Source organism: Shinella zoogloeoides (assembly GCF_020883495.1).
GTDB lineage: Bacteria > Pseudomonadota > Alphaproteobacteria > Rhizobiales > Rhizobiaceae > Shinella > Shinella zoogloeoides.
This window is the reverse complement of sequence record NZ_CP086610.1, coordinates 3,538,082-3,564,732: the sequence shown is the minus strand read 5'-3', so window position 1 is coordinate 3,564,732 and position 26,651 is coordinate 3,538,082. Positions and strand designations below refer to the sequence as shown.

The following is a 26,651-nucleotide window of genomic DNA, read 5'->3' as shown; positions in this document are numbered from 1 at the left end:
CGCCCATGACCGTCTCGAAAGAGCTTCTCATCATCAACAAGCGGGGCCTGCATGCCCGCGCCTCGGCAAAGTTCGTGCAGACGGTCGACGGCTACGACGCCGAAGTGACCGTCTCCAAGGACGGCATGACGGTCGGCGGCACCTCGATCATGGGCCTGATGATGCTGGCCGCCAGCCCCGGCTGCAGCGTCTTCGTCACCGCCACGGGCGCGCAGGCCAGCGAGGTGCTCGCCGCGCTCGATGCGCTGATCGCCGACCGGTTCGGCGAGGAGATGTAAGCCCTCCGTTAATATAAGGATATAAAGACTTCTTTATATCGCCTTGCTCCAGTCGGTGTTTCCTGATAGGAAGCGCCCATCGATTATAGCCACAAGGCTGGAGCTCCCATGACCACCAAGGACTACCACGTCGCCGACATCGCGCTTGCCGATTTCGGCCGCAAGGAAATTCAGATCGCCGAAACCGAAATGCCGGGCCTGATGGCCTGCCGCGAAGAGTTCGGCGCTTCCAAGCCCCTCAAGGGTGCGCGCATCACCGGCTCGCTGCACATGACCATCCAGACCGCCGTCCTCATCGAGACGCTGGTCGCGCTCGGCGCCGATGTGCGCTGGGCCTCGTGCAACATCTTCTCCACGCAGGACCACGCCGCAGCCGCCATCGCGGCCGCCGGCATCCCGGTCTATGCCGTGAAGGGCGAGACGCTCACCGAATACTGGGAATATACCGACAAGATCTTCCAGTGGACCGATGGCGGCTTCTCCAACATGATCCTCGATGATGGCGGCGACGCCACCATGTACATCCTGCTCGGCGCGCGCGCCGAAGCCGGCGAGAACATCCTGGTCAATCCGGGTTCGGAAGAAGAGGAAATCCTCTTCGCGCAGATCAAGAAGCGCCTTGCCGCTTCCCCGGGCTGGTTCACCAAGCAGCGCGACGCCATCCAGGGCGTGACGGAAGAGACCACCACCGGCGTCAACCGTCTCTACCAGCTCCAGCAGAAGGGCCTGCTGCCCTTCCCGGCGATCAACGTCAACGACTCGGTCACCAAGTCGAAGTTCGACAACAAGTACGGCTGCAAGGAATCGCTGGTCGACGGCATCCGCCGCGGCACCGACGTGATGATGGCCGGCAAAGTCGCCGTCGTCTGCGGTTATGGCGACGTGGGCAAGGGTTCCGCCGCCTCGCTGCGCGGCGCCGGCGCGCGCGTGAAGGTTACGGAAATCGACCCGATCTGCGCCCTGCAGGCCGCCATGGACGGTTTTGAAGTCGTGCAGCTCGAGGACGTCGTCTCCAGCGCCGACATCTTCATCACCACGACCGGCAACAAGGACGTCATCCGCATCGAGCATATGCGCGAGATGAAGGACATGGCGATCGTCGGCAATATCGGCCACTTCGACAACGAGATCCAGGTCGCTTCGCTGCGCAATCTCAAGTGGACGAACATCAAGCCGCAGGTCGACATGATCGAGTTCCCGAAGGGCAACCGCATGATCCTGCTGTCGGAAGGCCGCCTGCTGAACCTCGGCAACGCCACCGGCCACCCGTCCTTCGTCATGTCCGCCTCGTTCTCGAACCAGGTTCTGGCCCAGATCGAGCTCTACACGAAGGGCGACAACTACAAGAACGAAGTCTACGTCCTGCCCAAGCAGCTCGACGAGAAGGTCGCCCGCCTGCACCTCGCCAAGCTCGGCGCCCGCCTCACGGAACTCTCCGAGGAGCAGGCCGGCTATATCGGCGTGACGACGCAGGGTCCGTTCAAGGCCGAGCACTACAGGTACTGATCTTTACCCGGATTATCCACAACATCTAGAGGCGGCGTGCTTGACACAAGCGCGCCGCCTCTTTTTTGGCCCCGTCCCTTCCCGACGATTCGGGAAACAAGTATCGTTTAAGGCGTTGATTCGGCGCGCAGATGCGGACCCTTCGTGCCGGATTGGGATGTCTTGTCGATCAGGCGGCAAACGGACGGAGACATACCGGGGATGATGTCGGAAGAAAAACGAGGCCGTTCCGGGCAGGTTTCTGGCCTGCCGGAGCGGGATACGGCGCATGCATTTGCGCCGAAAAACATGGTTAACGGCTGGTTGACGCGGCGCGGCAAGCGCCTGCTGGCGGCCGGCTCGGCGCTGGCGTCGCTTGCTCTTGCAGGCCCGGCCCATGCCGCCCCCTATCTCGCCACCACGGAAGTCGTGACCGGCTCCCTGCTGCTCGGCGTCCTGTCGGCGGCGATGATCTCTGCCGTCTGGATGATCCGCCTGCGCGGCCGCGTGGAGGCCGAGCACCGCGAGCTGCGCGCGCATCTTTCCGACGCCCGCCACACCGTTTCCCGCCTGCAGGCGCTGATCGGCGACAAGAACCGCCGCATCGTCATGTGGGACGGGCTTTCCGGCAAGCCGGAATTTCTGGGCCAGCTTCCGCCGGAAACCGGCGCGCCGCAGGCCGACCGCGATTTCCTCGCCTTTGGCCGCTGGCTGAAGCCGGCCTCGGCCAGCGAGATCGAGCGCGCCGTCGAGAAACTGCGCTCGCAGGCCCAGAGCTTCGACCTCGTCGTGGAAACCACCCGCGAGGAAGTGCTGGAAGCGCAGGGCCGCGTTTCCGGCGGGCAGGCCTTCGTGCGCTTCGTGGCGCTCAACAACCTGCGCGCGGAAGCCGCCGGGCTGAAGCTCGAGCGCGACCGGCTGGTCGCGGCGCTGACGACCCTTCAGGGCCTGCTCGACCAGATCGACCTGCCCGTCTGGCAGCGCGCCGCGGACGGTTCGCTGGCCTGGGTGAACGAAGCCTATGCGGAAGCCGTCGAGGCCAAGGATGCGGCCGGCGCCGTCACCGAGGGCCGCGAGCTGCTGCCGACCATCGCGCGCGAAAAAATCCGCGCCACCAGCACCTATGACACGCCGTTCCGCGACAAGGTCTCGACCGTCGTGCACGGCAACCGCAGCTTCTTCGACGTGGTCGATGCGCGCAGCGCAAGCGGCTCCGCCGGCATCGCCGTCAACGTCTCCGATGTCGAGGCGGTGCGCGAGGAACTGGTGCGCACGCTGAAAAGCCATGCCGAGACGCTCGACCATCTGGCGACGCCCGTCGCAATCTTCGACGGCGACCAGCGCCTGCAGTTCTACAACCAGGCCTTCCAGACCATGTGGGAGATCGACACCGCGTTCCTGGAAAGCAAGCCCGGCAACGGCGAGCTGCTGGACCGCCTGCGCGCGGCGGCAAAACTGCCGGAACAGCTCAACTGGAAACAGTGGAAGGAAACCGCGCTTTCCGTCTACCGCGCCATCGACACCCAGACCGACCTCTGGCACCTGCCGAACGGCCAGACGCTGCGCGTCTTCGCCACCGCCCGCCCGCAGGGCGGCGCGACCTGGGTCTTCGAGAACCTGACGGAAAAGGTCGATCTCGAAACGCGCTACAACACGCTGGTTCAGGTGCAGGACGAGACGATCGATCATCTGGCCGAAGGCGTCGCGGTGTTCAGCCCGGACGGGCGCATCCGCCTGTCCAACCCGGCCTTCCGGGCGCTCTGGGGCATCAGCGAGGCCGAGGCGAAGTCGGGTACGCATATCCGCGCCATCGAGCAGGCCTGCGCGCCGTCCTACGACAAGCCGGACGGCTGGAAGCGCTTCGCGCACATGATCACCAGCTTCGACGACGAGCGGCCTTCCTGCCAGGGCGTGCTGGAGCTGCGCACCGGCCTCATCCTCGATTTCGCGGTCATTCCGCTTTCCAACGCGCAGACGATGCTGACCTTCGTCAACGTCACCGACAGCGTGCGCGTCAGCCGGGCTCTCACCGAGAAGAACGAGGCGCTACGCAAGGCCGACGCGCTAAAGAACGATTTCGTGCAGCACGTTTCCTACGAGCTGCGCTCGCCGCTGACCAACATCATCGGTTTCGCCGATCTCCTGAAGACGCCGACCATGGGCGACCTCAACGATCGGCAGTCCGAATATGTCGACCATATCGCGACGTCCTCGGCGGTGCTGCTGACCATCGTCAACGACATCCTCGACCTTGCCACCGTCGATGCCGGCATCATGGAACTCGACTATACCGAGATCAACCTGACGGACCTCATCGACGACGTGTCGATGCAGTTCGCCGACCGGCTGCACGATGCGCAGGTGACGCTGGAAATCACCGCGCCCGACAATCTCGGCACCATCGTCGCGGACCAGCAGCGTCTCAAGCAGATTCTCATCAAGCTCCTGAGCAACGCCGCGAATTTCGCACCGCCCGGCAGCGCCATCGGCTTCAAATGCTGGCGCGAGGGCAGCGACCTCGTCTTCACGGTCTCCGACCGGGGACCGGGCATTCCGCAGGATGTGCTGACGACGGTGTTCAACCGCTTCGAAAGCCACGGCCGCCATGGCGGCGCGGGTCTTGGCCTTTCCATCGTGGAGAGCTTCGTCAGCCTCCACCACGGCACCGTCAAGATCGACAGCCACGAGGGCCGCGGCACCGATGTCACGGTACGCATTCCCTCGGCGACGATGACGTCGTTCGCGGCCGCGGAATAGGCGCATGGCGCTCGACATCTTCCTTGCCGACGAAGCCGCGACCATCCGCTTCGGGGAGGACATGGCGATTGGGCTCAAGCGCGGCGACTATGTCGCGCTGTCGGGTGATCTCGGCGCGGGAAAGTCGACCTTTTCGCGCGCGGTGATCCGCGCTATCGCGGACGATGCCTATCTGGAAGTGCCGAGCCCCACCTTCACGCTCGTGCAGAGCTACGACCTCAGCGTTCCCGTCGCCCATTTCGATCTCTACCGCATCGCGGATGCCGCCGAGATCGATGAACTCGGATTCGACGAGGCGCTTGCGGACGGCATCTGCCTCGTCGAATGGCCGGAAAAGGGCGAAGGCGCCCTGCCCGCCGATGGCATCGCATTGACCTTCACGCATGAGGGCGATGGGCGGCGTGTTGACATCGACGGCCCGGCGCCGGCGCTTGCCCGCATCCAGCGGTCCCTCGCCATCCGCGCCTTCCTCGACGAAGCCGGCTACCGCGATGCCATCCGCCGGCACCTGACGGGCGACGCCTCCGTGCGCGCCTATGAGCACGTCATCTCCGGCGGCACGCGCTACGTGCTGATGGACGCGCCGCGCCACACGCCCGGCCCGATCCTCGCCCATGGCAAATATTACCAGCAGATCGCCCATATCGCCGAGGATGTGAAACCGTTCATCGCGGTCGGCCGACATCTCGTGTCCCGCGACCTGCGCGCACCCGCCATCTACGAGACGGATATCGAGCAGGGCATCCTGCTGATCGAAGACCTCGGCAGCGAAGGCGTTCTCGATGCGGAGGGCGCGCCGATCGCGGAGCGCTACCTGGAGAGCGCGGCCTGCCTCGCAAAGATGCACGGCCAGCCTTTCGCGCGCGATCTTCCGGTGGCGGACGGTATCGTCCATACCGTGCCGGATTTCGACCGCGACGCCATGCAGATCGAGGTGAGCCTGCTCACCGACTGGTATCTGCCCTGGAAACGCGGCACACCGGCGAGCGAGGACGAGCGCCGCGAATACATCGCCATCTGGGACGGGCTGATCGAAAGCCTTGCGGCCGCCGAGCACAATCTTCTCCTGCGCGACTTCCATTCGCCGAACATCATCTGGCGACCGGAAGCCCACGGCACCGACCGGGTCGGCATCATCGATTTCCAGGATGCGATGATCGGCCCTTCCGCCTATGACGTCGCCTCGCTGGTGCAGGACGCCCGCGTCGACATTCCGGGCGAACTGGCGGATAGCATGCTCGCCCATTACCTTTCCCTGCGGGAGAAGCAGGGCGGCTTCGACGGGGATCGCTTCCTGCGCGACTGGCATGTCATGGCGGCGCAGCGCAATTGCAAGCTCGTCGGCATCTGGGTGCGGCTGATGCAGCGCGACGGCAAGCCGGCCTATATGCGCCACATGCCGCGCACCTTCCGCAATCTCACGCGGGCGCTTTCCCATCCCGACCTCGCCCCCTTGCGCGACTGGTGCGAAAAGGCTGGAATCCTCGCAACCGAATCATAGCGCGAGTGCCCCGATGAAGATCGAAGACGCCATGGTGCTGGCCGCCGGCCTTGGAACGCGCCTGCGCCCCATCACCAACACCATGCCCAAGCCCCTCGTGCCCGTCGCCGGCAAGCCGATGATCGACTACGGGCTGGATGCGCTGGCGGAAGCGGGCGTCAAACGCGCCGTCGTCAACGTCCACCATTTCGCCGACCAGATGACGGCGCATCTTGCAAACCGCACCGTGCCGGAGATCGTGCTTTCCGACGAGACGGACCAGTTGATGAATTCCGGCGGGGGGCTTGCAAGGGGCCTGAAGCTGCTTGCGCGCGACCCCGTCCTCGTCATGAACGCCGACCTCTTCTGGATCGGCGAGAAACCCGGCCGGAAGACCAATCTCCAGCGGCTCGCGGAAACCTTCGATCCCGATACCATGGACATGCTCATGCTCTGCGTGAAGCTCGAGGATACGACGGGGCACAACGGCAAGAAGGACTTTTCGCTCGATGCGGAAGGCCGCCTTACCCGCTACCGGGAAGGCAGCGGCACGCCGGTCGTCTATGCCGGAGCGCTCGCCCTGATGCCTGTTCTGCTCGACGATGCGCCCGATGACGCCTTCAACCTCAATATCTATTTCGACCGCGCCATCGAGAAGGGCCGGCTGCACGGCATCATGCTGGAAGGCCACTGGATCACCGTCGGCACGCCCGAGGCGATCGGCGCGGCCGAGGCCGTGATCGGCGCCTTCCGCGAGGCGGCAGCGTGAAGGGCGGCCGGGGCGGCCGCATCTATTCGATCCCCGCGAGCCTGCCCTTCCTGAAGACGGTCGCGGAAAGCCTCGTCGACGGGCGGCTCGTGCCCGGCTTCACCTACGATCCCGCCGATCCGCTGGCACTGGCCGACGTCACCATCTATGTGCCGACCCGACGTTCGGCCCGCGTCATACGCTCCGAATTCGTCGATCTCTTCGGCGGCCGCTCGGCGATCCTTCCCACCATCCGCGCGCTCGGCGAGACGGACGACGACAGCGGTTTCTTCGACGAGGTGGCCCCCACCCTCCTCGACATGGCCGAGCCGCTTTCCGGCCCGACGCGGCTTCTGGAGCTGGCCCGCCTCGTCCTCGCCTGGCGCAACCGGCTGCCGGCCGCCGTGACCTCCATCCATGCCGACAGCCCGCTCGTCGCCCCCGCCAGCCCGGCGGATGCCGTGTGGCTTGCCCGCAACCTCGCCGAGATCATCGACGCGATGGAGACGGAGGAGCTGGACTGGTCGGCGCTGGACAATCTCGATACCTCCAACCATGCGCTCTGGTGGCAGCTCACCGCCGAATTCCTGAAGATCGCCAGCGACTTCTGGCCGGCGCGGCTGACGGAACTGAACCGCTCCTCCCCCTCCCTCCGGCGCAATGCGACGCTCCACGCCGAGACGGAACGCTACCGCCATTCCCCGCCCGGCGGCCCCGTCATCATCGCCGGCTCGACGGGTTCCATTCCGGCGACGGCCGGGCTGGTCGCCGCCGTGGCGGACCTGCCGAACGGCGTCGTCATCCTGCCGGGGCTGGACCGCTTCATGTCGGACGCCGAATGGCTGCTGGTCGGCCGGCAGGACGGCGCGCAGAAGCCGGACGCCGCCTCGCGCAGCCATGCGCAATACGGCCTCCACCGACTGCTCGCCCGTATGGGCCGCACGCGGGACGATGTGGAAACGCTGGGCACGCCGCCCGAGGCCCTGGAATACCGCACAAGAATCCTCTCCAGCGCCTTCCTGCCGACGCAGGCGACGGCAGGCTGGGGTGAGGTGCGCGGCACGCTCGATGCGGATGCGATGGCAGCGGCTTTCCGCGACGTCTCCCTCATCGAAGCCGCCAACGAACGCGAGGAAGCGCTGGCCATCGCCATTGCGCTGCGGCTTGCGCTGGAAGAGAGCGAAGACGCGCAGGCGGCGCTGATCACGCCGGACCGCAAGCTCGGCCGGCGCGTTGCGGCGGAACTCGCCCGCTTCGGCATCGAGGCGGACGATTCGGCCGGCACGCCGCTGCTCTTCACGCCGCAGGGCACGCTGCTACGCCTTCTCACCGAAGCGGCATTGCGCCCCGGCGACCCGGTGCCGCTGGTCGCCCTCCTAAAGCATCCCCTCGCCCGCTTCGGCCTTGCCGAGGCCGATATTCGCGCGGCCGTGACCGCGCTGGAACTGACGGCGCTGCGCGGCGGCACAGCGGAGATCGACATTTCCACGCTGGAACCACTGCTGGAAGCCGCCATCGCGCAGCAGGCCGGCGACCGCCATCCACCTTTCTGGCGCACGGCGCTGCCGGAAAGCGCCGTTCCGCTGGCGCAGGACCTCGCAAGGCGGATCGCCGAAGCGGTCGAACCGCTGGCCGGCCTCCTCGTACAGCAAAGCCGGACGGGACGGCGCTTCTCCACGAAGCTGCCGCTCTCCGACTGGGCGGAGCGGACCGGGCGGGCGCTGGAAGCAGTGGCGGTGGACGAGCACGGCGACCTTGCGGCGCTCTGGTCCGGCGAGGCGGGCGACAGCCTTGCCAACCTCTTCAAAAGCGTCATCGAGACGGACGGGCAGATCGAGGCCGACGGGCCGCAATGGTGCGATATCATCGAGGCGCTGGCGACGAGCGAGAGCGTCAAGCCGCGCTCCATGCGTCATCCGCGCGTCTTCATCTTCGGGGCGCTGGAATCGCGCCTGCAAAGCGTCGATACGGTGGTGATCGGCGGGCTGAACGAGGGCACATGGCCGGGTCAGGCGGCGAATGACGCGTTCCTGTCCCGCATCATGAAGGTAGAGATCGGGCTGGAGCCGCCTGAGCGCCGCATCGGCCAGCTCGGCCACGACCTGCAAATGGCCGCCGGAGCGCCAAAATTCATCCTGACGCGGGCGCTACGCAACGGCACCGCGCCGACCGTCGCCTCGCGCTGGCTGCAACGGCTGCTCGCCGTCGGCGGCCCGGCTCTGGCGGGCGACCTGCGGGCACGCGGCAAGGATTTCATCCTCTGGGCGAATGCGGTGGACAGGAGTGCGCCGGTACCCAATGCGCCGCGCCCGGCTCCCCGCCCGCCGGCGGACCTGCAGCCGAAAAAGTATTCCTTCAGCCAGATCGGGCGGCTGCGGCGCGATCCCTATGCGATCTATGCCCAGCATATCCTCCGGCTCGATCCGGTCGCGCCCTTCAATCTCGACCCCGGCCCGGCCGAGCGTGGCTCGCTCTATCACCGCATCGTCGACCGCTTCGTGCGGGAGGAGACGACCGGCGAGCCCCAGTCGTTGATAAGCCGGATTCTCACCGAGGAATTCGACGCGATAAGCCTGCCGCCGCATATCGACGCCGTCTGGCGGCCACGCTTTGCCGCCGTCGCCCGCGCCTTCGTGGCATGGCACCTGAAGCGGGCCGCCGGCGTGCGGGAAAGCCTGACGGAGGTGCCGGCCTCGCTCGATCTTTCCCTGAGCGGCGTGCGGCTCACCGGCATTGCCGACCGCATCGACATCCTGCCTGATGGCAGCGCCGATCTTCTCGACTACAAGACCGGCAGCACGCCTTCCTTGAGAGTGGCGCGGGCGCTGCTCGACCCGCAGCTTGCGCTGGAGGCCGCGGCAATCAAGCGGGGTGCCTTCCGCGGCCCCGGCATCCGCGAGCCGGCGAACCTTCTTTATGTGCGCCTCAAACCCGGCGAACGGTTCAAGGACGAGCAGGTCAACAACGAACACTCCAAATCCGCCAGCGCGACGCCGAAATCCGCGTCCGACCTTGCGGAGGAAGCGCTAACCGAACTGGAGAAGCTGCTGACGGGGCTGATCGAAGGGCGCTACGGCTTCGCCTCGCGGCTGATCCCGGAGCAGGAACGGGACTATGGCGGGGAATACGACCATCTGGCGCGCGTCGCCGAATGGTCGTCCGCCGAAAACAGCGGGGAGGCCGAGGATGCTTGAGGAAGACAGGCCCGCCTCTTCGGAACCCGCCGCCTGGCTGGACTGGACCTCGCGGAAGCAGGCGACGGCCTCCGATCCGCGCCGTTCGGCCTGGGTTTCGGCCAATGCCGGCTCGGGCAAGACGCATGTGCTGACGCAGCGTGTCATCCGCCTGCTGCTCGCCGGCTGCCGGCCCTCGGCGATCCTGTGCCTCACCTATACCAAGGCCGCGGCCTCGGAAATGTCGAACCGCGTCTTCGAGCGGCTGGCCGAATGGGCGACGCTTTCCGACGAGGCGCTCTCCGACCGGGTGGCGGCCATCGAGGGCGAGCGGCCGGACCTCTTCAAGCTGGCCGAGGCGCGGCGGCTCTTCGCCCGGGCGCTCGAAACGCCGGGCGGGCTGAAGATCCAGACCATCCACGCCTTCTGCGAGGCGCTGCTGCACCAGTTCCCGCTGGAAGCCAATGTCGCCGGCCATTTCTCCGTGCTCGACGACCGGGCGGCGGCCGTGCTGCTGGCCGATGCGCGGCGCACGCTGCTGACCGCGACGGCGAGCGAGGACGACCGGATGCTCGCCGCCGCCTTCGCCACCGTGCTCGACATTGCCGACGATACGGGGCTGGAAAAGCTGATTTCCGACATCGTCGCCAGCCGCGGGCCGATCCGCGAACTCTTCGAAGCCGCGGAGAAAGCCGGCGGCGCGGAGACGGTGCTTCGCCGGGAAATCGGGCTGGCGCCGGGCGAGACGGCGGAGGACATGCTCGCCGCCTTCTGGCCGCTGGACGGCTTGCAAGGAGCGATGCTGGAAAGCTACCTCGCCGCCGCCGAAAGCCTTGGCAGCGAGACGGTAAAAAAGTCGGCTGCCGGTTTGAGAACCGTGCGCGGCCTTACCGATGGACAAGCGCGCTATGCCGCCCTCTACAAACTGTTCTTCACGGAAGGCGGTAGCCCGAGAAAACTGGACAATGCCTTCTTCTCCGCCAAACTGAAGAAGGATGCTCCTCATTTCGAAACGGTGCTACAGGCCGCGCAGGCCCATGTAATCGCCTGCGACGACCGGCTTCGGCGTTTTCGCATGTACGAGGCGACGCTTGCCGCGCTCGTCATCGCCGAGCGGCTGATCGGCGACTACGAGGACCTGAAGCGGGCGCGCAGCCTGCTCGATTTCGACGACCTGATCGACCGCACCGCGGCGCTGCTCACGCGCGAGCAGGTGAGCGCCTGGGTGCATTACAAGCTCGACCAGGGCATCGACCATATCCTCGTCGATGAGGCGCAGGACACCAGCCCCCGGCAATGGCAGATCGTCAAGGCGCTGACGGACGATTTCTTCGCCGGCGAAACGGCGCGCATTGCCGGCCGCACGATTTTTGCCGTCGGGGACGAGAAGCAGTCGATCTATTCCTTCCAGGGCGCTCGGCCGGAGCGGTTTGCCGAGGAAGGCCGGGAGGTTTCCCGCCGCACGCAGATGGCGGAGGCGGCATTCAGCCCGATCCGGCTGCTGCTCTCCTTCCGCTCGACGCGCGACGTGCTTTCGGCGGTCGACCGGGTATTTCTCGATCCCGGCAATGCACGCGGATTGACGCCGGACGGCGGCGAGATCGTGCATGCCTCCAATCGCGGCCGCGAGCCGGGAGCGGTCGATATCTGGGAGGTGATCGCCGCGCCGCCAGGTCTCGACGAGGAAGACTGGACCGCACCCTTCGACGCCGTTGCCGAGGAAGCACCGATCAATGTGCTCGCCCGGCGCATCGCCGATACGCTTGCCGACTGGATCGGCCGCGAGACGGTGACGGAAAAGGGCAAGGCCCGGCCGATGGAGGCGGGCGACGTGATCGTGCTGGTGCGCAAGCGCGACGCCTTCGTCAACGCGCTGACCCGCACGCTAAAGCAGCGGCACAACCTGCCCGTCGCGGGGGCCGACCGGCTGGTGCTGACCAAGCACATCGCCGTGCAGGACCTGATGGCGCTCGGCCGCTTCGCCGTATTGCCGGAGGACGATCTTTCGCTGGCTGCGCTTTTGAAAAGCCCGCTCTTCGGCCTCGATGAAGATAACCTGTTCGAGCTTGCCGCCCGGCGCGGTGAGAAGCAGCCGCTTTGGGCGCGGCTTTGCGCCATGGCGCAGACGGATGAAAAGCTCGCAGCAATCGTTCGCCGGCTTGAGGGCACGCTTTCCAATGCGCGCGGCCAGTCCGTGTATGACTTCTATGCGCGCATCCTGGGTGCGGGCGGCGGGCGACGCGCCTTCCTTGCCCGGCTAGGGGCAGAGGCGGGCGAGATCATCGACGAATTCCTGACCTTCGCGCTGGAGCAGGAGGAAAACGGCCTGCCCGGCCTGCAGGCCTTCGTCTCGACGCTGGAGCTGGAGGCACCGACCGTCAAGCGCGAGCAGGACAAGGCGCGCGGCGAGATCCGCATCATGACCGTGCATGCGGCCAAGGGGCTGGAGGCGCCGGTCGTCTTCCTCGTCGATGGCGGGGCGAAGGCTTTCAGCCATAGCCATATGCCGCAGCTTCGCTTCCTTTCAGGGCTGGGCCCGCCCGGCGGCCTGCCGGCCTGGCTGCCACTGAAGGATCTCGGCAACGAGCTGACCGAGGCCGATGCCGAGCGCATCAAGGCGGGGGCGGAAGAGGAATATCGCCGGCTGCTCTATGTGGCGATGACGCGCGCGGCCGACCGGCTCGTCGTCTGCGGCTATCGCGGCCGACAGGAGAACAAGGATACCTGGCATCCGATGATCGCCGCTGCGCTCTCGGCCGATGGCGAACGCTGCGTGGAGACGGGTTTCTCGACCCCGGGGGAAAGCTGGCAGGGCTTCTCCTGGCGCGAGGCAGGTGCGGCGACGGTCGGCGACGTCCTCGCGACGCCCGCCAACGAGAAAACGGAAACGGTGCTGCCGGAAGCGCTGGGACGTCCGCTGCCGCCGCAAAAATCCCTGCCGCGACCACTCAGCCCCTCGGGCGCGGCGGCGGTGATCGAGACGGACAAGGCCGACCTTCTGGTGCCTTCGGCGCTCTTCGGCAAGCGAGGCGGGGCTTCGGGCGCGGGGCTTGCGCTGGAGCGCGGGCGCATCCTGCACCGTTTCCTGCAGGTCCTGCCCGCCTTCGTTGCAGAGGAGCGGCCGGCGGCGGCGCGGCGCTATCTCGAGCGGGCGGCGGCGGGCTGGCCGGAGCATGCGAAGAACGCCCTCGTTGCAGCCGCACTTGCGGTCATTGGCGACGAGAGCCTTGCGGCGATCTTCTCCCCCGAAGCGCGGGCGGAGGTCTCGATCATGGGCACGCTGTCGCTCGGCAGCCGGGACTATGCCGTCTCGGGCCGCATCGACCGCATGGCGGTGACCGAAGACGCGGTGGAGATCGTCGATTTCAAGACCAACCGCGCGCCGCCCGGCTCCGTGGACGACATTCCCTTCGAGCACCGGGCGCAGCTTGCGATCTACCGGACGATCCTCGCGCCGCTTTATCCCGGCCGGGAAATCCGCTGCGGGCTGATCTATACCGAGGCTGCCAGAACCTATTGGCTCGGAGCTGACCGTCTGGAGGCGAGCCTTGCCGAACTTGCCTCGAAATGAGATACCGAGGGGGACATCCGCGGCCTTGCCTCTCCCGTCCGGCCTTGAAACCGGAGGCCGGCGGCATCACATCTTGTGCAACGATCACCATTCAAGGAGAGCCTCATGGCTACCGTTAAAGTCGACAAGTCCAATTTCCAGGCCGAAGTGCTCAATTCCGCCGAGCCGGTCGTCGTCGATTTCTGGGCCGAATGGTGCGGCCCGTGCAAGATGATCGCGCCCGCTCTGGAAGAAATCTCCGCTGAACTCACCGGCAAGGTGAAGGTCGCCAAGCTGAACATCGACGAAAACCCGGAACTGGCCGCCGCCTATGGCGTGCGCTCCATTCCGACGCTCGCCATGTTCAAGGGCGGTGAAGTCGCCGACATCAAGGTCGGCGCCGCGCCGAAGACGGCTCTCTCCTCGTGGATTTCCAGCGCCGCCTGATCGGCCATCGACAAGATCAAACTCAAAGCCCGGCCTTTGCGCCGGGCTTTTTGTTGGCAACGTTTGACGACATCGTCTCCTCCGTCATGCTCGGGCCTGCCCCGAGCATCTGCGAACGTCGCGGTTTTCGATGCGTTGGCAGACCCTCGGCACAAGGCCGAGGGTGACGCGGAGACGTTTTCTCTCCGTTATCAGGTCGGCGGGGTGCCGTTGTCGGCAAGGACATCGCCGACGAGATAGAGCGAGCCGCCGATCAGGATACGCGGAGGGACGGAATCCTCCGAAGTGATGCGGCCGATCTCGATGAGCGCCTCGGCGACCGTCGGAATGGGTTCGGCTTCGAGGCCCGCACGGGCGGCATCGCCGGCGAGCGCCACCGGGTCGAGACCGGCGTCGGAGCCGCGGATCGGCACCGTGAAGACGCGCTCGGCAAGGGCGCCGAAGGGCTCGAAATAACCGACCGGATCCTTCGTGTTGATCATGCCGGTGACGAGGAAGAGCGGGCGCGGATCGCGCTCCTCGAAATTCGCCATGGTCTCGGAAATGACCTGACCGGCACCGGGATTGTGCCCGCCATCGACCCAGATCTCGCTGCCGCGCGGGGCAAGCTGCGCCAGCGCGCCGTCCGTCAGCCGTTGCAGGCGGCCCGGCCACTCGACGCGGGACAGGCCGATTTCCATAGCATGCTCTGTAATTGCGAAGCCGGCCGCCTTGACGGCGCGGATGGCGGCGGCGGCATTGGCATATTGGTGGCGGCCGGGAAGGCGGGGCAGCGGCAGGTCGGCAAGGCCGAACTCGTCCTGATAGACGAGGCGGCCGAACTCCTCATGCGCCAGGAAATCCTGACCGTAGACGGCATAGGGGCAGCCGAGCCGTTCGGCGGTGGCGATCAGCACGTCGCGGGCGGCCTCTTCGCTCTGGAAGCCGATGATGACGGGCGCGCCGCGCTTCATGATGCCGGCCTTTTCCGCCGCGATCAGCTCGACCCGGTCGCCGAGATAGGCCTGATGGTCGAGCGAGATCGGCATGACGATTGAAACGGCAGGGTGCTGGATGACATTGGTCGCATCGAAGCGGCCGCCAAGGCCGACCTCGATGATCGCCACATCCGCGGGATGTTCGGAAAAGAGCAGGAAGGTGACGGCCGTCAGGATTTCGAAGACGGTGATCTTCTCGCCGCCATTGGCCTCGGCCACCCGGCGCACGGCATCGGCCAGCACCGCATCCTCGACGAACCGGCCTCGCCCGCCCGCAACGCCGAGGCGGTAGCGCTCATGCCAGTTGACGAGATGGGGCGAGGTGTGGACGTGGACGGAAAGGCCCGCCGCCTCCAGGATCGAGCGGCAGAAGGCGGTGACCGACCCCTTGCCATTGGTGCCGGCCACATGGATGACCGGCGGCAGTTTCAGATGCGGATCGCCGAGGGCGGCGAGGAGCCGCGTGATGCGGTCCAGCGAAAGATCGAACCCCTTGGGATGAAGACCGAGAAGCTTCTCGATCTCCGTTGTCGCCTCGCTGGCCACCACACCGGTCATGTCACTGGGCCGCGATGGCAAGGGCGCCGTTCGCGGAAGCCGCCGGCTTCTTCATCAGGATCTTCAGAAGGCGGGCCAGCGTTTCGGGAATGTCATGGCGCTTGACGACCATGTCGACCATGCCGTGATCGAGCAGGTATTCCGAGGTCTGGAAGCCCTCGGGCAGCCTCTCGCGGATGGTCTGTTCGATGACGCGCTTGCCGGCGAAGCAGATTTCCGCACCCGGCTCGGCAAGGTGGATATCGCCCAGCATGGCGTAGGAAGCCGTCACGCCGCCCGTCGTCGGGTTGGTGAGCACGACGATATAGGGCAGGCCCGCTTCCTTCAGCATTTCCACGGCGACCGTGGTGCGCGGAAGCTGCATGAGCGAGAGGATGCCTTCCTGCATGCGCGCGCCGCCGGAGGCGGGGAACATGACGAGCGGGCACTTTTCCGCAATGGCGCGTTCGAAGGCCTTGATGATCGCCTCGCCGGCGGCAATGCCGAGCGAGCCGGCCATGAAGGCGAATTCATGCACGACGGCGACGAGCTTGACGCCGCGCACCTTGCCGACGCCGGCAAGGATCGTGTCTTCCAGCTCGGTCTTGGCGCGGCTGTCCTTCAGGCGGTCCGTATACTTCTTAGAATCGCGGAACTTCAGCGGGTCCTGCGCCACCTTCGGCTGCTGCAGGGACTCGTAGACGCCCTCGTCGAAGAGGTCCTTGAGGCGGGCCTTGGCCGGCATCTTCATGTGGTAGCCCGAAGCCGGGATGACCCACTTGTTTTCCTCGAGATCGCGATGGAACACCATCTCGCCGGTTTCCGGGCACTTGATCCAGAGGTTTTCCGGTACATCCCGGTCAGGGCGGCCAAGCATCGAGTTGATCTTCGGCCGAACGTAATTCGTGATCCAGTTCACGGTCTAGACTCCCGTTACAACGGTTCCCATGTGGGAACTTTACTCTGCCGCCGCAAGGCGCGATGCACGCACGCCCGATGCGAGGCTCCTGACCAGCGTCTCGACACCGGCGACGGTGGCGGCGCTCGCCTTGCCGTCCGCCGTGAGGCTGGAGGCGATCTGGTTGACGATGGCGGTGCCGACGACGACACCGTCCGCGGATGCGCCGATGGCGCGGGCATGCTCGGCCGTCTTGACGCCGAAGCCGACGCAGACGGGCAGTTTCGTATGGGCCTTTATGCGGCCGACCGCGCCGCCGATGAGCGAGGGATCGGGCAGGGCCGAACCGGTGATGCCGTTCATCGAGACGTAGTAGACGAAGCCCGACGTGTTTCTCAGGACGGTCGGAAGACGCTTCTCGTCCGTGGTCGGGGTCGCGAGGCGGATGAAGTTGATGTTCCGGGCGAGCGCCGGGATGCACAGCTCGTCATCCATTTCCGGCGGCAGGTCGACGACGATGAGGCCGTCGATGCCGGCCGCAAGCGCCTCGTCGAGGAAGCGTTCGACGCCGTAGATATAGATCGGATTGTAGTAGCCCATCAGCACGATCGGCGTCGCGTCGTCTTCCTTGCGGAAGTCGCGCGCCATCTGCAGCGTCTTGGCGAGCGTCTGGCCGCCCTTCAGCGCGCGCTGGCCGGCAACCTGGATCGCCGGGCCATCGGCCATCGGGTCGGAGAAGGGCATGCCGAGTTCGATGACATCGGAGCCGGCCTTCGGCAGCGCCTTCATGATCTCCATCGAACTGGCATAGTCCGGGTCGCCGCCCATGAAATAGGTCACGAGGGCCGGGCGGCCTTCGGCGACGAGATCCGCGAAGCGTTTGTCCATGCGTGCGGTCATCTTAGAGCTCCATGCCGAGGATCTTGCCGACGGTGAAGATATCCTTGTCGCCGCGGCCGGAGAGGTTCATCAGGATGATCTGGTCCTTGCCCATCTTCGGCGCGCGCTTGATCACCTCGGCGACGGCATGGCTCGGCTCCAGCGCCGGAATGATGCCCTCGAGCTTCGTCAGGAGCTGGAAGGCTTCCAGCGCCTCGTCATCCATGATCGGAACATATTCGGCGCGGCCGATCTGGTGCAGCCAGGCATGTTCCGGGCCGATGCCGGGATAGTCGAGGCCGGCGGAGATCGAGTGACCTTCCTTGATCTGGCCGTCCGCGTCCTGAAGCAGATAGGTACGGTTGCCGTGCAGCACGCCCGGCGAGCCGGCCGTCAGCGAGGCACAGTGCTCATCGCCCTCGAGGCCCTTGCCGCCGGCTTCGACGCCAACGATCTGGACGTTCTTGTCGTCGAGGAAGGGATGGAAGATGCCGATGGCGTTGGAGCCACCGCCGACGGCGGCAACGACCATGTCCGGCAGGCGGCCTTCGGCGGCCAGCATCTGCTCGCGCGCTTCCGCGCCGATGACGGCCTGGAAATCGCGCACCAGCTCCGGATAGGGATGCGGGCCGGCGGCGGTGCCAATCAGGTAATAGGTATCGTCGACATTGGTGACCCAGTCACGCAGCGCCTCGTTCATCGCGTCCTTCAGCGTGCCGCTGCCGGCCGTGACGGGGCGGACTTCCGCGCCGAGCAGCTTCATGCGGAAGACGTTCGGGGCCTGACGCTCCACGTCCGTCGCGCCCATATAGACGACGCATGGGAAGCCGAAGCGGGCGGCGACCGTCGCCGAGGCCACGCCATGCTGGCCGGCGCCGGTTTCCGCGATGATGCGCGTCTTGCCCATGCGCTTGGCAAGCAGGATCTGGCCGATGCAATTGTTGATCTTGTGCGAGCCGGTGTGGTTCAGCTCCTCGCGCTTGAAGTAGATCTTCGCGCCGCCGAGATGCTGCGTCAGGCGCTCGGCATAATAGAGCGGGCTCGGGCGGCCGATATAATGGGCGCCGAGGTCCTTCAGTTCCGCCTGGAAAGCGGGATCGGTCTTGGCCTTGTTCCACTCTTCCTGAAGATCGAGGATCAGCGGCATCAGGGTTTCGGCGACGAAACGGCCGCCGAAAATGCCGAAACGGCCGTCCTCGTCGGGACCGGCGCGGTACGAATTCAGGTTGGGTGACTGGTTCACTTGCCTCTCCCTGCGGCGGCGGTCTCGCGTTCCGCCTTTCGTGCCGCCTCAAAAAACGCTTCCATCAAGCCGAGGTCCTTGACGCCCGGTGCGCTCTCGACGCCCGAACTTGCGTCGATGCCCGGCGCGCCGGTCATCCGGATGGCCTCGGCGAGGTTATCCTTGTTCAGCCCACCCGAAAGCATGTAATCGACGCCGTCGTCAAGCAGATGCATGAGGTTCCAGTCGAAGGAGACACCGTTGCCGCCCGGAAGCTCGGAGCCGGCCGGTGGCTTGGCATCGAAGAGGAACCGGTCGGCAATGCCGATATAGGGGTCTATCTTCTTCAGGTCGTCCGCCTCGCGCACGGAAAAGGCCTTGATGACCGGCAGGCCATAGACGGCCTTGACGGTCAGGACCCGCTCCGGGCTTTCGCTGCCGTGAAGCTGGAGCATATCGGGCGAAAGCTGGTCGACGATCTCGTCGAGCGTGTCGCTGTCGGCATTCACCGTCACCGCGACGATCTTCGCGCGGCCGCGCGCCCGCTCCGCCAGACGGCCGGCATCGGAAGGCTCGATATTGCGCGGGCTTTTGGGAAAGAAGATGAAGCCGATATGGCTCGCGCCGAGCGCAACCGCCCTGTCGACGGCCTCTTCGGTCCTCAGTCCGCAGATTTTGATGTCGAGTGTCATGGGGCATGGGAGTCGCACGAATCACCGGAAGAGTCGAGCCGAAAGACGGCGGCAAGAGGGCCGGAACCGACACCCTTGCATGGGCCGGCACAGCGCCCATATGGAGGGCAGATCAAGACCGGAGACGACCATGCGGCTCATCATCGCCATCCTCCTGCCCTTTCTGGTGTTCTTCACCATCGGACGCCCGATTGCCGGCATCATCTGCCTCATCCTGCAGGTCACGCTGATCGGCTGGCTGCCGGCCGCCATCTGGGCGGTCTATGCGCTGGGACAGTACAATACGGACAGGAAAATCCGCGAGGCGCTGGCCGATCGGCGGTGAAATCTAGCCGAAATCGACGGCGTGCAGCAGGCTGCCGTTGCGCTTGAGCCAGCGCTTGGCCTCCTCCGTCGTCGGGCAGAGCTGCGCGCAGAGCGACCAGAAGGCGGGGCTGTGGTTCATTTCGGCGAGATGCGCCACCTCATGGGCGGCGAGATAATCGATGACATGGGGCGGGGCCATGGCGATGCGCCAGGAGAAACTCAGAGCGCCATCCGCCGAACAGGAGCCCCAGCGGCTACGCGTATCGCGCAGGGTCAGGGACTTCACACGCTTGCCGATGCGGCCCGCATGGACGGCAACGAGGCGGTCCAGTTCCAGCCGCGCCTCCTTCTTCAGGAAATCGCTGATGCGGCGGGGAATGCTCTCCTCCATGCCGCCGACACGCAGCACGGCTTCGTCATCGACGATGACGGCCTCGGTCAGGCCGCGCAGCCTGCCCGTCGCCTCGATGCGATGCGCGACACCGCGGATCATGACATAGCCGCCATCCTCCAGTTCGTTGGTCGAGCGGAATTTGGCGAGCTTCGTCATCAGCCAGCCCTGATGACGGGTGAGGAAATCGCGGATGTCGCGCTCGGCGATGCCGTTCGGCACCGTCATGCGTAGCGCCCGGCCGCCGGGCTCGATACGTAACGTCAGGCGCGTGGCGCGCAGATCGCGCTTTATGGTCAGCGGCACGGCCTTGCCATTGACGTCGATCTCGCGCCGTTCCGGCGGAGGCGGGGTCTTCAGGGCCTTGCGGGGCTTGCGAGCCAGGGAAAACATGCTGCCTTTCATAGCCGATTCGGCGCTTGCTGAAACGCCTCGACGAAAAACCGGCGCTGAGGGCGCCGGTCGCTTCGTTCATCCGTTCAGGCCGTTCAGTTCGCGGGGAAACCCGGGACGTCGCTCTGGCCCTTGGCGCGGCGTTCGCGCATGAAGCGGTCGAACTCCTCCTGGTCCTTGGCGCGGCGCAGTTCCCGGCTGTAGGCGTCGAATTCCTCGCGCATTTCGTCGAGCTTTCGGCGCTCCTCGTCGAGGCGGGCAAGCTCGGCGTCACGCCAGTCGTCGAAGGCGACATTGCCGGTGGCGCTGCGGAAGCCATGGCCACGGCCGCCGCGGAACTTGCCGCGGCAGGAGGCGAACATGCCGTCCACGCTGTCGTTGGCGTCTTTCTTGAAGGTTCTCAGGCGGTCGCCGAAGATGATGTAGGCTAGCATGGCAAGGCCGAGCGGCCAGAACACCACGAAGCCGAGCACCATCAGGGCGATGGTCGCAGGCGTCCAGTCCGGACGGATCAGTGCTGACTGGTTCATGTGCAATCTTCCTCACGATCGGCGGAAACCACCCCGGTTTCCGGTGAATCCGATGTGGGCAGCGTGCCCATGGCGTTCAAGGCGATGCCTGATGGAATCGGACAAGTGCCTGAAACGAGCCTCAAAAATCAGACGCCGCCGGCCTTGCCGCCCTTGATGACACGCGGCATCGGCTTCGCCTTGTCGGCTTTGCCATGGGCGGCCATGAAGGAAAGAATGCGCGGCGCGATCTCCTTGCGGAAGCGCGAGCCGTTGAAGACGCCGTAATGGCCGACATCCGGCTGGACATAGTGCATGCGCATGTCGTCCGGGATGTTGGTGCAGATGGTCTGCGCCGCCTCGGTCTGGCCGACGCCGGAGATATCGTCGTTCTCGCCCTCGACGGTCAGCAGCGCCACCTTGCGGATCGCCGTCGTGTCGACGGGGCGCGTGCGGTGCATCATCTCGCCCTTCGGAAGGGCGTGCTTCATGAAGACCGTCTCGACCGTCTGGAGGTAGAATTCGGCGGTCAGGTCCATGACGGCGAGATATTCGTCGTAGAAGTCGCGGTGCTTTTCCGCCGCGTCCCCGTCGTTCTTCACCAGATGGGCGAAGAACTCCTTGTGGGCGATGACATGGCGGTCGAGGTTCATCGACATGAAGCCGGAAAGCTGCAGGAAGCCCGGATAGACCTCGCGCATCACGCCCGGCTGCGGCCACGGCACCGGCATGATGACATTGTCGCGGAACCACTCGATCGGCTTTTCCTTGGCGAGCTTGTTGACCGCCGTCGGATTGATGCGTGTATCGATCGGCCCGCCCATCAGCGTCATGGAGGAGGGCGACAGCGGGTCGTTCTCGGCTTCCATGACCGAAACGGCGGCCAGAACCGGCACGGCCGGCTGGCAGACGGCGATGACATGGGTATCCGGCCCCAGCGCATGAAGCATCTGGATGACGTAATCGATATAGTCGTCGAGATCGAAGCGTCCCTCGGACAGCGGCACCATGCGCGCATCCACCCAGTCGGTGATGTGCACCTCGGCATGGGGCAGCAGGGCCTCGACCGTGCCGCGCAGCAGCGTCGCATAGTGGCCGGACATGGGCGCGACGATCAGGATCTTCGGATCCTTGCGGTGGCCGGCCGGCAGACAGCGCTCGAAATGAATGAGATTGCAGAAGGGACGCTGCCAGACGATCTTCTCGTGAACCGAGACGTCCTGACCGTCGATGACGGTGGTGGGCAGGCCGAATTCCGGCTTGCCGTAACGCCGGGTGGTTCGCTCCAGAACCTCGAAGCCCGCCGCCATGGAGCGGCCGAAATAGGTGTGCGAAAGCGGGTTGAGCGGATTGCGGAAGGCAAGGCGCATCTGGTCCGCGGCAGCCCGCCAGGGCGCCATCATCGCATGGTTGAGTTCGTAGAGCTGATAATACATCGGACGCGTTACCCCATTCTGGATGCGGGTCGGAACCCCGCACCATCGTCACCCGGTTTGCGCAGTTGCGAAAACACTAACATGTTTTCGCTGCGTGGCAACATTCCACGGAAAGCATCCTACGCCCGCGAACCTTTCGCGAGCATGAACGGGATTCAGCCCGTCCAGCCGCCGTCGATGACATAGGCCTGACCCGTCGTATAGGTGGCGCCGGCAAGGTGCACCGCAAGATCGGCCACCTCTTCCGGCGTACCGATGCGGCCCATCGGTTGGCGGGCGATGAAGGCGGCGCGGGCCGCATCGTAATCGCCGCCAGCGCGCATGCGGTCCTGCAGCGAGGGGCTTTCCACGGTGCCGGGGCAGATGGCGTTGCAGCGGATGCCCTTGGCCACATAGTCGGCGGCGACCGATTTGGTGAGGCCGATGACGGCGGCCTTGGTGACGGTATAGGCGAAGCGGTTCGGCACGCCCTTCACGCTGGAGGCGACCGAGGCCATGTTGACGATGGACCCGTCGCCGCGCTCCAGCATGCCCGGCAGCACGGCGCGGATGGTGCGCACCATAGCGAGCACGTTGAGGTTCCAGGCGAAGGCGAGGTCGTCCTCCTTCATTTCCAGGATGGTGCCGCCATGGACGACGCCGGCGCAGTTGAAGAGCACGTCGATGCGGCCGATATCGGCGACGACGGCGGAAACGGCCGCATCGTCGAGCACGTTGAGGATGCGCGTAGCGATGCCGCTCTCATCCGCAAGGCTCGCCAGCGTCGCGGGATTGACGTCGGTGGCGATCACCGTCGCGCCGGCTTTCTGGAAGGCCAGCGCCGAGGCGCGTCCGATGCCCTGCCCCGCTGCCGTCACCAGCACGGTCTTGCCCTGAAGATTGCTCATGGAGATGTCCTTCCCTTATGCGCCAACGCGCACGATGGCCTTGATAAGACCGGATTTTTCCGTCGCCCAGCGGGCAAGGTCAATGGGCACCCGGTCGAGCGTCGTGCGATGGGTCACCAGCGCCTCCACCGGCACATGGCCGGCGCGGATGCTTGCCATCACATGTTCGAAGTCGACGCGGGTGGCGTTACGGCTGCCGATCAGCATCATTTCGCGCTTGTGAAATTCCGGGTCGGAGAAGCGGATCTCGTCCTTCACCACGCTCACCAGCACCAGCGCGCCGCCATGGGCGACATAGGAAAAGGCCGCTTCCATGGACTTGCCGTAGCCCGTCGCATCGAAGACGACATCGAAGCCATCGCCGTTGGTGGCCCTGGCAACCTCCTCCACCGAGGACGGGCCGGCGAGAAGGCCGCTTTCGAAGCCGAAACGTTCCGCCGCCATGGCGAGCCGTTCGCCGGATGTGTCCATCAGCGTGACGTCATGACCGGCAATGCGGGAGAAGAGCGCCGTGCCGAGACCGATGGGGCCGGCGCCGATGACGAGGGCGCGCGAACCGGCCGGGGCGAGCGAGCGGCGCACGGCATGGGCACCGATGGCAAGGAACTCCACCGTCGCGGCCGCTTCCAGCGAAAGGCCGTCGGCGGGGTAGAGGTTTTCGGCCGGAAGCAGGATTTCCTCGCAGAAGGCCCCGTCCGTGTGGACGCCGAGCACGCGGATGGCCGTGCAGCAGTTCGGCTTGCCCTTGCGGCAAGCGATGCAGGCGCCGCAGGAAATATAGGGGTTCACCACGACAGGTGCGCCGGCGGGAAAGCCGCTCGTGCCCGGATCGAGCACCGTGGCGGAAACCTCATGGCCCATGATGCGGGGATATTCGAGGAACGGGTGCTTGCCCTCGAAGATATGATAGTCCGTGCCGCAGATGCCGACATGGCTGACGGCAAGGCGCACCCAGCCCTCCGGCGGCGCTTCCGGTGCCGGACGCTCGACCGCCTCGAGGCGGCCGGGTTCGATGCAGACGACGGCCCTCATCTCAGCGGGTTCCGCGACGGCGGAGCTGGTCGAAATAGACGATAACGATGATCAGCAGGCCGGTGATGATGCGCTGCCAGAACGAATTGACGTTGAGCAGGTTCGCACCGTTGTTGATGGTCGCGAGAATGAAAGCGCCGAGCAGCGGGCCATGCACCGAACCGACCGCGCCGAAAAGGCTGGTGCCGCCGATGACCGAGGAGGCGATGGCCTGAAGCTCCCAGCCTTCCGCCTGCGTGGCGTTGCCGATGCCGATGCGGGACGCCAGCAGCACGCCGACGAGCGCGGCGCAGGTGGCCGACAGGATATAGGCGAGGTAGATGGTGCGGTTGACATTGACGCCGGAAAGGCGCGCCGCCTCGCCATTCGAGCCGACGGCGAAGAGATAGCGGCCGAAGCGGGAGAGATGCAGGAAGACGAAAGCGGGGATCGCCACCAGAATGACCATCCAGAAGAGGCTCGGCACGCCGAGGAAGTCGGCCCGGGAGAAATTGGTGAAGCCTTCGTGGCTGATCGAGATGGTCGAGCCGTTGGTGATCAAGAGGCCGATGCCGCGCAGCGAGGTGAGCGTCGCCAGCGTGATGATGAAGGGCGGCAGGCCCATGCGCACGATGCCGAAGCCATGGAACGCGCCGATGGCGACGCCGATCAGCAGCGTCAGCAGGATCGAGGCCCAGAGCGGCACGCCCGCCTGAAGCAGCCAGGCGATGATGACGCTGGTGAAGCCGACGATGGCCCCGACGGAAAGGTCGATGCCCGCCGTGATGATCACGAAGGTCTGGCCGACCGCGAGGATCGCCGTCATCGCCCCCTGACGCAGCAGGTTGGAAATGTTGTTCGGCGTCCAGAAGGCGGCCGTCGACAGGCCGAGAGCCAGCCACAGCGCCAGAAGGAGGCCCAGCAGCGTCAGGCCGAGCAGGATATTCGTGCCCTTGCGCGGCGCCGGTGCGCTCTCCGTCGTCGTCTCCACGCTCATGTTTCTTCTCCCTTTTTCGAGCGGCGGTTCAGATGCCGATGGCCTGGGTCAGGACGTCCTCGTGCGAGGCTGCCCGATGGTTGTGGCTGGCGACCAGACGGCCGCCGCGGAAGACGTGCAGCCGGTCGGAAAGCTCGTAGACTTCCGGCAGGTAGGACGAGATCAGGATGATGCCGGCCCCCTGTTTGAGAAGCTCGCCGAAGAGACGGTAGATTTCCGCCTTGGTGCCGACATCGACGCCGACCGTCGGCTCGTCGAAGATGAAGAGGCGCGCGCCGTGGCTCAGCCACTTGCCGATGACGATCTTCTGCTGGTTGCCGCCGGACATGGCGGAGGCGAGCACCCGGCGCGAGGGCGTCTTGATGCGCAGGTCGCGGATCTGCCGGTCGGCATTCTCCGCCTCGTCGCCCTTGCGGATGACGAGGCCCGAACTCAGCCGGCGATAGACCGGCAGGTTGATGTTGAGGCCGATGGGCAGGTTGAGGCAGAGGCCCTGATCGCGGCGGCTTTCCGGCGCGAGCGCGATGCCGAGATCCATCGCGGCGCGCTCGTTGGGAATGACGACCTTCTTGCCGTCCCAGCGGATTTCACCGGCGGAAATGGGCTGGCGGCCATAAAGGCCGAGCGCGAATTCGCTGCGGCCGGCACCGATGAGACCGTAGAGGCCGACGATCTCGCCGGCGCGCACCGACAGCGACACATCCTCGAAGCCCGGGCCGGACAGGCCGTGCGTCTCGACGATGACATCGCCGGGCGGCACCGCCTCCTTGTGGTAGATCTGCTCGATCGAGCGGTTGATCATCAGGGCGATCAGCTCGTTCTCATTGGTCTCGCCGATCAGGCGCGTGCCGACATGGGTGCCGTCGCGCAGCACCGAGACCCGGTCGGCAAGCTCGAAGACCTCTTCCATGCGGTGGCTGATATAGACGATGGTGACACCCTGATCGCGCAGCCGGCGGATGAGCCGGAAGAGCTGGGCGGATTCCTGCCGCGTCAGATAGGCGGTCGGCTCGTCGAAGATGAGGAAGCGGATGCCGCGCATCGCCGCCTTGGCAGTGGCGACGAGCTGCTGCTGGCCGATGGTGAGGCTGCCGAGCAGCGCGCCGGCAGGAAGCTGGAAACCGAGATCGTCCAGCACGGCCTGCGCGGCGCGCTCCATGGCGCTCTTTCGCATCAGGCCGAAGCGGTTCAGCTCGTCGCCGAGGAACATGTTGGCCGCGACCGAAAGATGCGGGCACAGCACGACCTCCTGATGCACGGCATTGATGCCGCGGGAGATGGCTTCGGTGGGGGTTGCGAGCTGGACGGGCCTGCCGCACCAGAAGACCTCGCCGGCCGTGCGACGAATGACGCCGGTCAGGAGCTTGATCAGGGTGGATTTGCCGGCGCCGTTCTCGCCGACGATGGCGTGGATTTCCCCGGCCAGAAACGTGACCGTCGCCGGCTTCAGGGCTTCGACGAGGCCGTATTTCTTCTGCAGGCCGCGCAGTTCGAGGATCGGCGCGCCGCGCGGCACCGCATCGGATTCGGCGAGCTTCGCCTTGTCTTCATGCCGATGGCTCAGCTCTTCGAGGCTGCTCATCCTTCGTCCCTCCCGT

At 65.8% G+C, this 26,651-nt stretch carries 21 protein-coding genes; 9 read left to right on the top strand and 12 right to left on the bottom strand.

Annotated features, from left to right (window positions below):
• The first annotated feature begins 5 nt into the window (after positions 1–5).
• The 8 genes from K8M09_RS17500 to trxA all read left to right on the top strand — a co-directional run bounded on the left by K8M09_RS17500 (position 6) and on the right by trxA (position 13,918).
• Complete coding sequence (locus K8M09_RS17500) at positions 6–278, top strand: HPr family phosphocarrier protein (RefSeq protein ID WP_160786132.1); 273 nt, start codon at positions 6–8, stop codon at positions 276–278.
• A gap of 108 nt (positions 279–386) precedes the next feature.
• A complete protein-coding gene (gene ahcY, locus K8M09_RS17495; RefSeq protein WP_160786133.1) occupies positions 387–1,784 on the top strand; it encodes an adenosylhomocysteinase in 1,398 nt (465 codons plus the stop codon).
• 288 nt (positions 1,785–2,072) lie between these two features.
• Positions 2,073–4,520, top strand: coding sequence for a sensor histidine kinase (locus K8M09_RS17490; protein ID WP_229341971.1), 2,448 nt, complete (start codon positions 2,073–2,075; stop codon positions 4,518–4,520).
• A gap of 4 nt (positions 4,521–4,524) precedes the next feature.
• A complete protein-coding gene (gene tsaE / locus K8M09_RS17485; RefSeq protein WP_160786134.1) occupies positions 4,525–6,021 on the top strand; it encodes a tRNA (adenosine(37)-N6)-threonylcarbamoyltransferase complex ATPase subunit type 1 TsaE in 1,497 nt (498 codons plus the stop codon).
• A gap of 13 nt (positions 6,022–6,034) precedes the next feature.
• Positions 6,035–6,769: a nucleotidyltransferase family protein gene (locus K8M09_RS17480; RefSeq protein ID WP_160786135.1), complete on the top strand. Its 735-nt coding sequence runs from the start codon at positions 6,035–6,037 to the stop codon at positions 6,767–6,769.
• On the top strand, positions 6,766–9,942 hold the full coding sequence (addB, locus tag K8M09_RS17475) for a double-strand break repair protein AddB (RefSeq protein ID WP_160786136.1): 3,177 nt from the start codon (positions 6,766–6,768) through the stop codon (positions 9,940–9,942). Before K8M09_RS17480 ends, addB begins: the two co-directional genes overlap by 4 nt.
• Complete coding sequence (gene addA / locus K8M09_RS17470; RefSeq protein WP_160786137.1) at positions 9,935–13,492, top strand: double-strand break repair helicase AddA; 3,558 nt, start codon at positions 9,935–9,937, stop codon at positions 13,490–13,492. Before addB ends, addA begins: the two co-directional genes overlap by 8 nt.
• Before the next feature lie 105 nt (positions 13,493–13,597).
• Complete coding sequence (gene trxA, locus K8M09_RS17465; RefSeq protein WP_160786138.1) at positions 13,598–13,918, top strand: thioredoxin; 321 nt, start codon at positions 13,598–13,600, stop codon at positions 13,916–13,918.
• 191 nt (positions 13,919–14,109) lie between these two features.
• Here trxA and K8M09_RS17460 read toward each other — a convergent pair whose 3' ends face one another.
• Genes K8M09_RS17460 through K8M09_RS17440 form a run of 5 tightly spaced genes read right to left on the bottom strand, consistent with a single transcriptional unit; the run spans position 14,110 to position 19,123 of the window.
• The gene (locus K8M09_RS17460) at positions 14,110–15,453 is read right to left on the bottom strand and encodes a bifunctional folylpolyglutamate synthase/dihydrofolate synthase (RefSeq protein WP_160786139.1); all 1,344 of its coding nucleotides are present in this window, start codon (positions 15,451–15,453) and stop codon (positions 14,110–14,112) included.
• A gap of 1 nt (position 15,454) precedes the next feature.
• The gene (gene accD, locus K8M09_RS17455) at positions 15,455–16,351 is read right to left on the bottom strand and encodes an acetyl-CoA carboxylase, carboxyltransferase subunit beta (RefSeq protein ID WP_160786140.1); all 897 of its coding nucleotides are present in this window, start codon (positions 16,349–16,351) and stop codon (positions 15,455–15,457) included.
• Between the two features lie 39 nt (positions 16,352–16,390).
• Positions 16,391–17,230: a tryptophan synthase subunit alpha gene (trpA, locus tag K8M09_RS17450; RefSeq protein ID WP_160786141.1), complete on the bottom strand. Its 840-nt coding sequence runs from the start codon at positions 17,228–17,230 to the stop codon at positions 16,391–16,393.
• A gap of 1 nt (position 17,231) precedes the next feature.
• The gene (gene trpB / locus K8M09_RS17445) at positions 17,232–18,452 is read right to left on the bottom strand and encodes a tryptophan synthase subunit beta (protein ID WP_160786142.1); all 1,221 of its coding nucleotides are present in this window, start codon (positions 18,450–18,452) and stop codon (positions 17,232–17,234) included.
• Complete coding sequence (locus tag K8M09_RS17440; RefSeq protein WP_160786143.1) at positions 18,449–19,123, bottom strand: phosphoribosylanthranilate isomerase; 675 nt, start codon at positions 19,121–19,123, stop codon at positions 18,449–18,451. The genes trpB and K8M09_RS17440 overlap by 4 nt, the downstream gene beginning before the upstream one ends.
• Before the next feature lie 130 nt (positions 19,124–19,253).
• Here K8M09_RS17440 and K8M09_RS17435 point away from each other — a divergent pair, with 130 nt between their 5' ends.
• Positions 19,254–19,448, top strand: coding sequence for a YqaE/Pmp3 family membrane protein (locus tag K8M09_RS17435; RefSeq protein ID WP_119257967.1), 195 nt, complete (start codon positions 19,254–19,256; stop codon positions 19,446–19,448).
• Between the two features lie 3 nt (positions 19,449–19,451).
• On the opposite strand, the gene K8M09_RS17430 is transcribed toward K8M09_RS17435, so the two are convergent.
• The 7 genes from K8M09_RS17430 to K8M09_RS17400 form a co-directional block, all read right to left on the bottom strand.
• On the bottom strand, positions 19,452–20,213 hold the full coding sequence (locus tag K8M09_RS17430) for a M48 family metallopeptidase (RefSeq protein WP_160786144.1): 762 nt from the start codon (positions 20,211–20,213) through the stop codon (positions 19,452–19,454).
• A gap of 95 nt (positions 20,214–20,308) precedes the next feature.
• Entirely contained in the window at positions 20,309–20,743 is a 435-nt protein-coding gene (locus K8M09_RS17425) for a DUF2852 domain-containing protein (RefSeq protein ID WP_160786145.1), read from the bottom strand.
• Positions 20,744–20,871: 128 nt separating this feature from the next.
• A complete protein-coding gene (phaZ, locus tag K8M09_RS17420; protein ID WP_160786146.1) occupies positions 20,872–22,158 on the bottom strand; it encodes a polyhydroxyalkanoate depolymerase in 1,287 nt (428 codons plus the stop codon).
• 155 nt (positions 22,159–22,313) lie between these two features.
• Positions 22,314–23,045 carry an SDR family oxidoreductase gene (locus tag K8M09_RS17415; protein WP_160786147.1) on the bottom strand — a complete coding sequence of 244 codons (732 nt, stop codon included), beginning with the start codon at positions 23,043–23,045 and terminating at the stop codon, positions 22,314–22,316.
• A gap of 15 nt (positions 23,046–23,060) precedes the next feature.
• Positions 23,061–24,077 carry a zinc-binding alcohol dehydrogenase family protein gene (locus K8M09_RS17410; protein WP_160786148.1) on the bottom strand — a complete coding sequence of 339 codons (1,017 nt, stop codon included), beginning with the start codon at positions 24,075–24,077 and terminating at the stop codon, positions 23,061–23,063.
• 1 nt (position 24,078) lies between these two features.
• Complete coding sequence (locus K8M09_RS17405) at positions 24,079–25,053, bottom strand: ABC transporter permease (RefSeq protein WP_160786149.1); 975 nt, start codon at positions 25,051–25,053, stop codon at positions 24,079–24,081.
• Positions 25,054–25,081: 28 nt separating this feature from the next.
• Positions 25,082–26,635 carry a sugar ABC transporter ATP-binding protein gene (locus K8M09_RS17400; protein ID WP_160786150.1) on the bottom strand — a complete coding sequence of 518 codons (1,554 nt, stop codon included), beginning with the start codon at positions 26,633–26,635 and terminating at the stop codon, positions 25,082–25,084.
• Positions 26,636–26,651: the final 16 nt, after the last annotated feature.

Excerpts from the sequence above, each read along its gene's own strand:
- K8M09_RS17500 (WP_160786132.1), top strand. The coding sequence starts at position 6 with ATGACCGTCTCGAAAGAGCTTCTCATCATCAACAAGCGGGGCCTGCAT.
- ahcY (WP_160786133.1), top strand. The coding sequence starts at position 387 with ATGACCACCAAGGACTACCACGTCGCCGACATCGCGCTTGCCGATTTC.
- K8M09_RS17490 (WP_229341971.1), top strand. The coding sequence starts at position 2,073 with ATGGTTAACGGCTGGTTGACGCGGCGCGGCAAGCGCCTGCTGGCGGCC.
- tsaE (WP_160786134.1), top strand. The coding sequence starts at position 4,525 with ATGGCGCTCGACATCTTCCTTGCCGACGAAGCCGCGACCATCCGCTTC.
- K8M09_RS17480 (WP_160786135.1), top strand. The coding sequence starts at position 6,035 with ATGAAGATCGAAGACGCCATGGTGCTGGCCGCCGGCCTTGGAACGCGC.
- addA (WP_160786137.1), top strand. The coding sequence starts at position 9,935 with ATGCTTGAGGAAGACAGGCCCGCCTCTTCGGAACCCGCCGCCTGGCTG.
- trxA (WP_160786138.1), top strand. The coding sequence starts at position 13,598 with ATGGCTACCGTTAAAGTCGACAAGTCCAATTTCCAGGCCGAAGTGCTC.
- K8M09_RS17460 (WP_160786139.1), bottom strand. The coding sequence starts at position 15,453 with ATGACCGGTGTGGTGGCCAGCGAGGCGACAACGGAGATCGAGAAGCTT.
- trpA (WP_160786141.1), bottom strand. The coding sequence starts at position 17,230 with ATGACCGCACGCATGGACAAACGCTTCGCGGATCTCGTCGCCGAAGGC.
- K8M09_RS17440 (WP_160786143.1), bottom strand. The coding sequence starts at position 19,123 with ATGACACTCGACATCAAAATCTGCGGACTGAGGACCGAAGAGGCCGTC.
- K8M09_RS17435 (WP_119257967.1), top strand. The coding sequence starts at position 19,254 with ATGCGGCTCATCATCGCCATCCTCCTGCCCTTTCTGGTGTTCTTCACC.
- K8M09_RS17430 (WP_160786144.1), bottom strand. The coding sequence starts at position 20,213 with ATGTTTTCCCTGGCTCGCAAGCCCCGCAAGGCCCTGAAGACCCCGCCT.
- K8M09_RS17425 (WP_160786145.1), bottom strand. The coding sequence starts at position 20,743 with ATGAACCAGTCAGCACTGATCCGTCCGGACTGGACGCCTGCGACCATC.
- phaZ (WP_160786146.1), bottom strand. The coding sequence starts at position 22,158 with ATGTATTATCAGCTCTACGAACTCAACCATGCGATGATGGCGCCCTGG.
- K8M09_RS17415 (WP_160786147.1), bottom strand. The coding sequence starts at position 23,045 with ATGAGCAATCTTCAGGGCAAGACCGTGCTGGTGACGGCAGCGGGGCAG.
- K8M09_RS17410 (WP_160786148.1), bottom strand. The coding sequence starts at position 24,077 with ATGAGGGCCGTCGTCTGCATCGAACCCGGCCGCCTCGAGGCGGTCGAG.
- K8M09_RS17405 (WP_160786149.1), bottom strand. The coding sequence starts at position 25,053 with ATGAGCGTGGAGACGACGACGGAGAGCGCACCGGCGCCGCGCAAGGGC.
- K8M09_RS17400 (WP_160786150.1), bottom strand. The coding sequence starts at position 26,635 with ATGAGCAGCCTCGAAGAGCTGAGCCATCGGCATGAAGACAAGGCGAAG.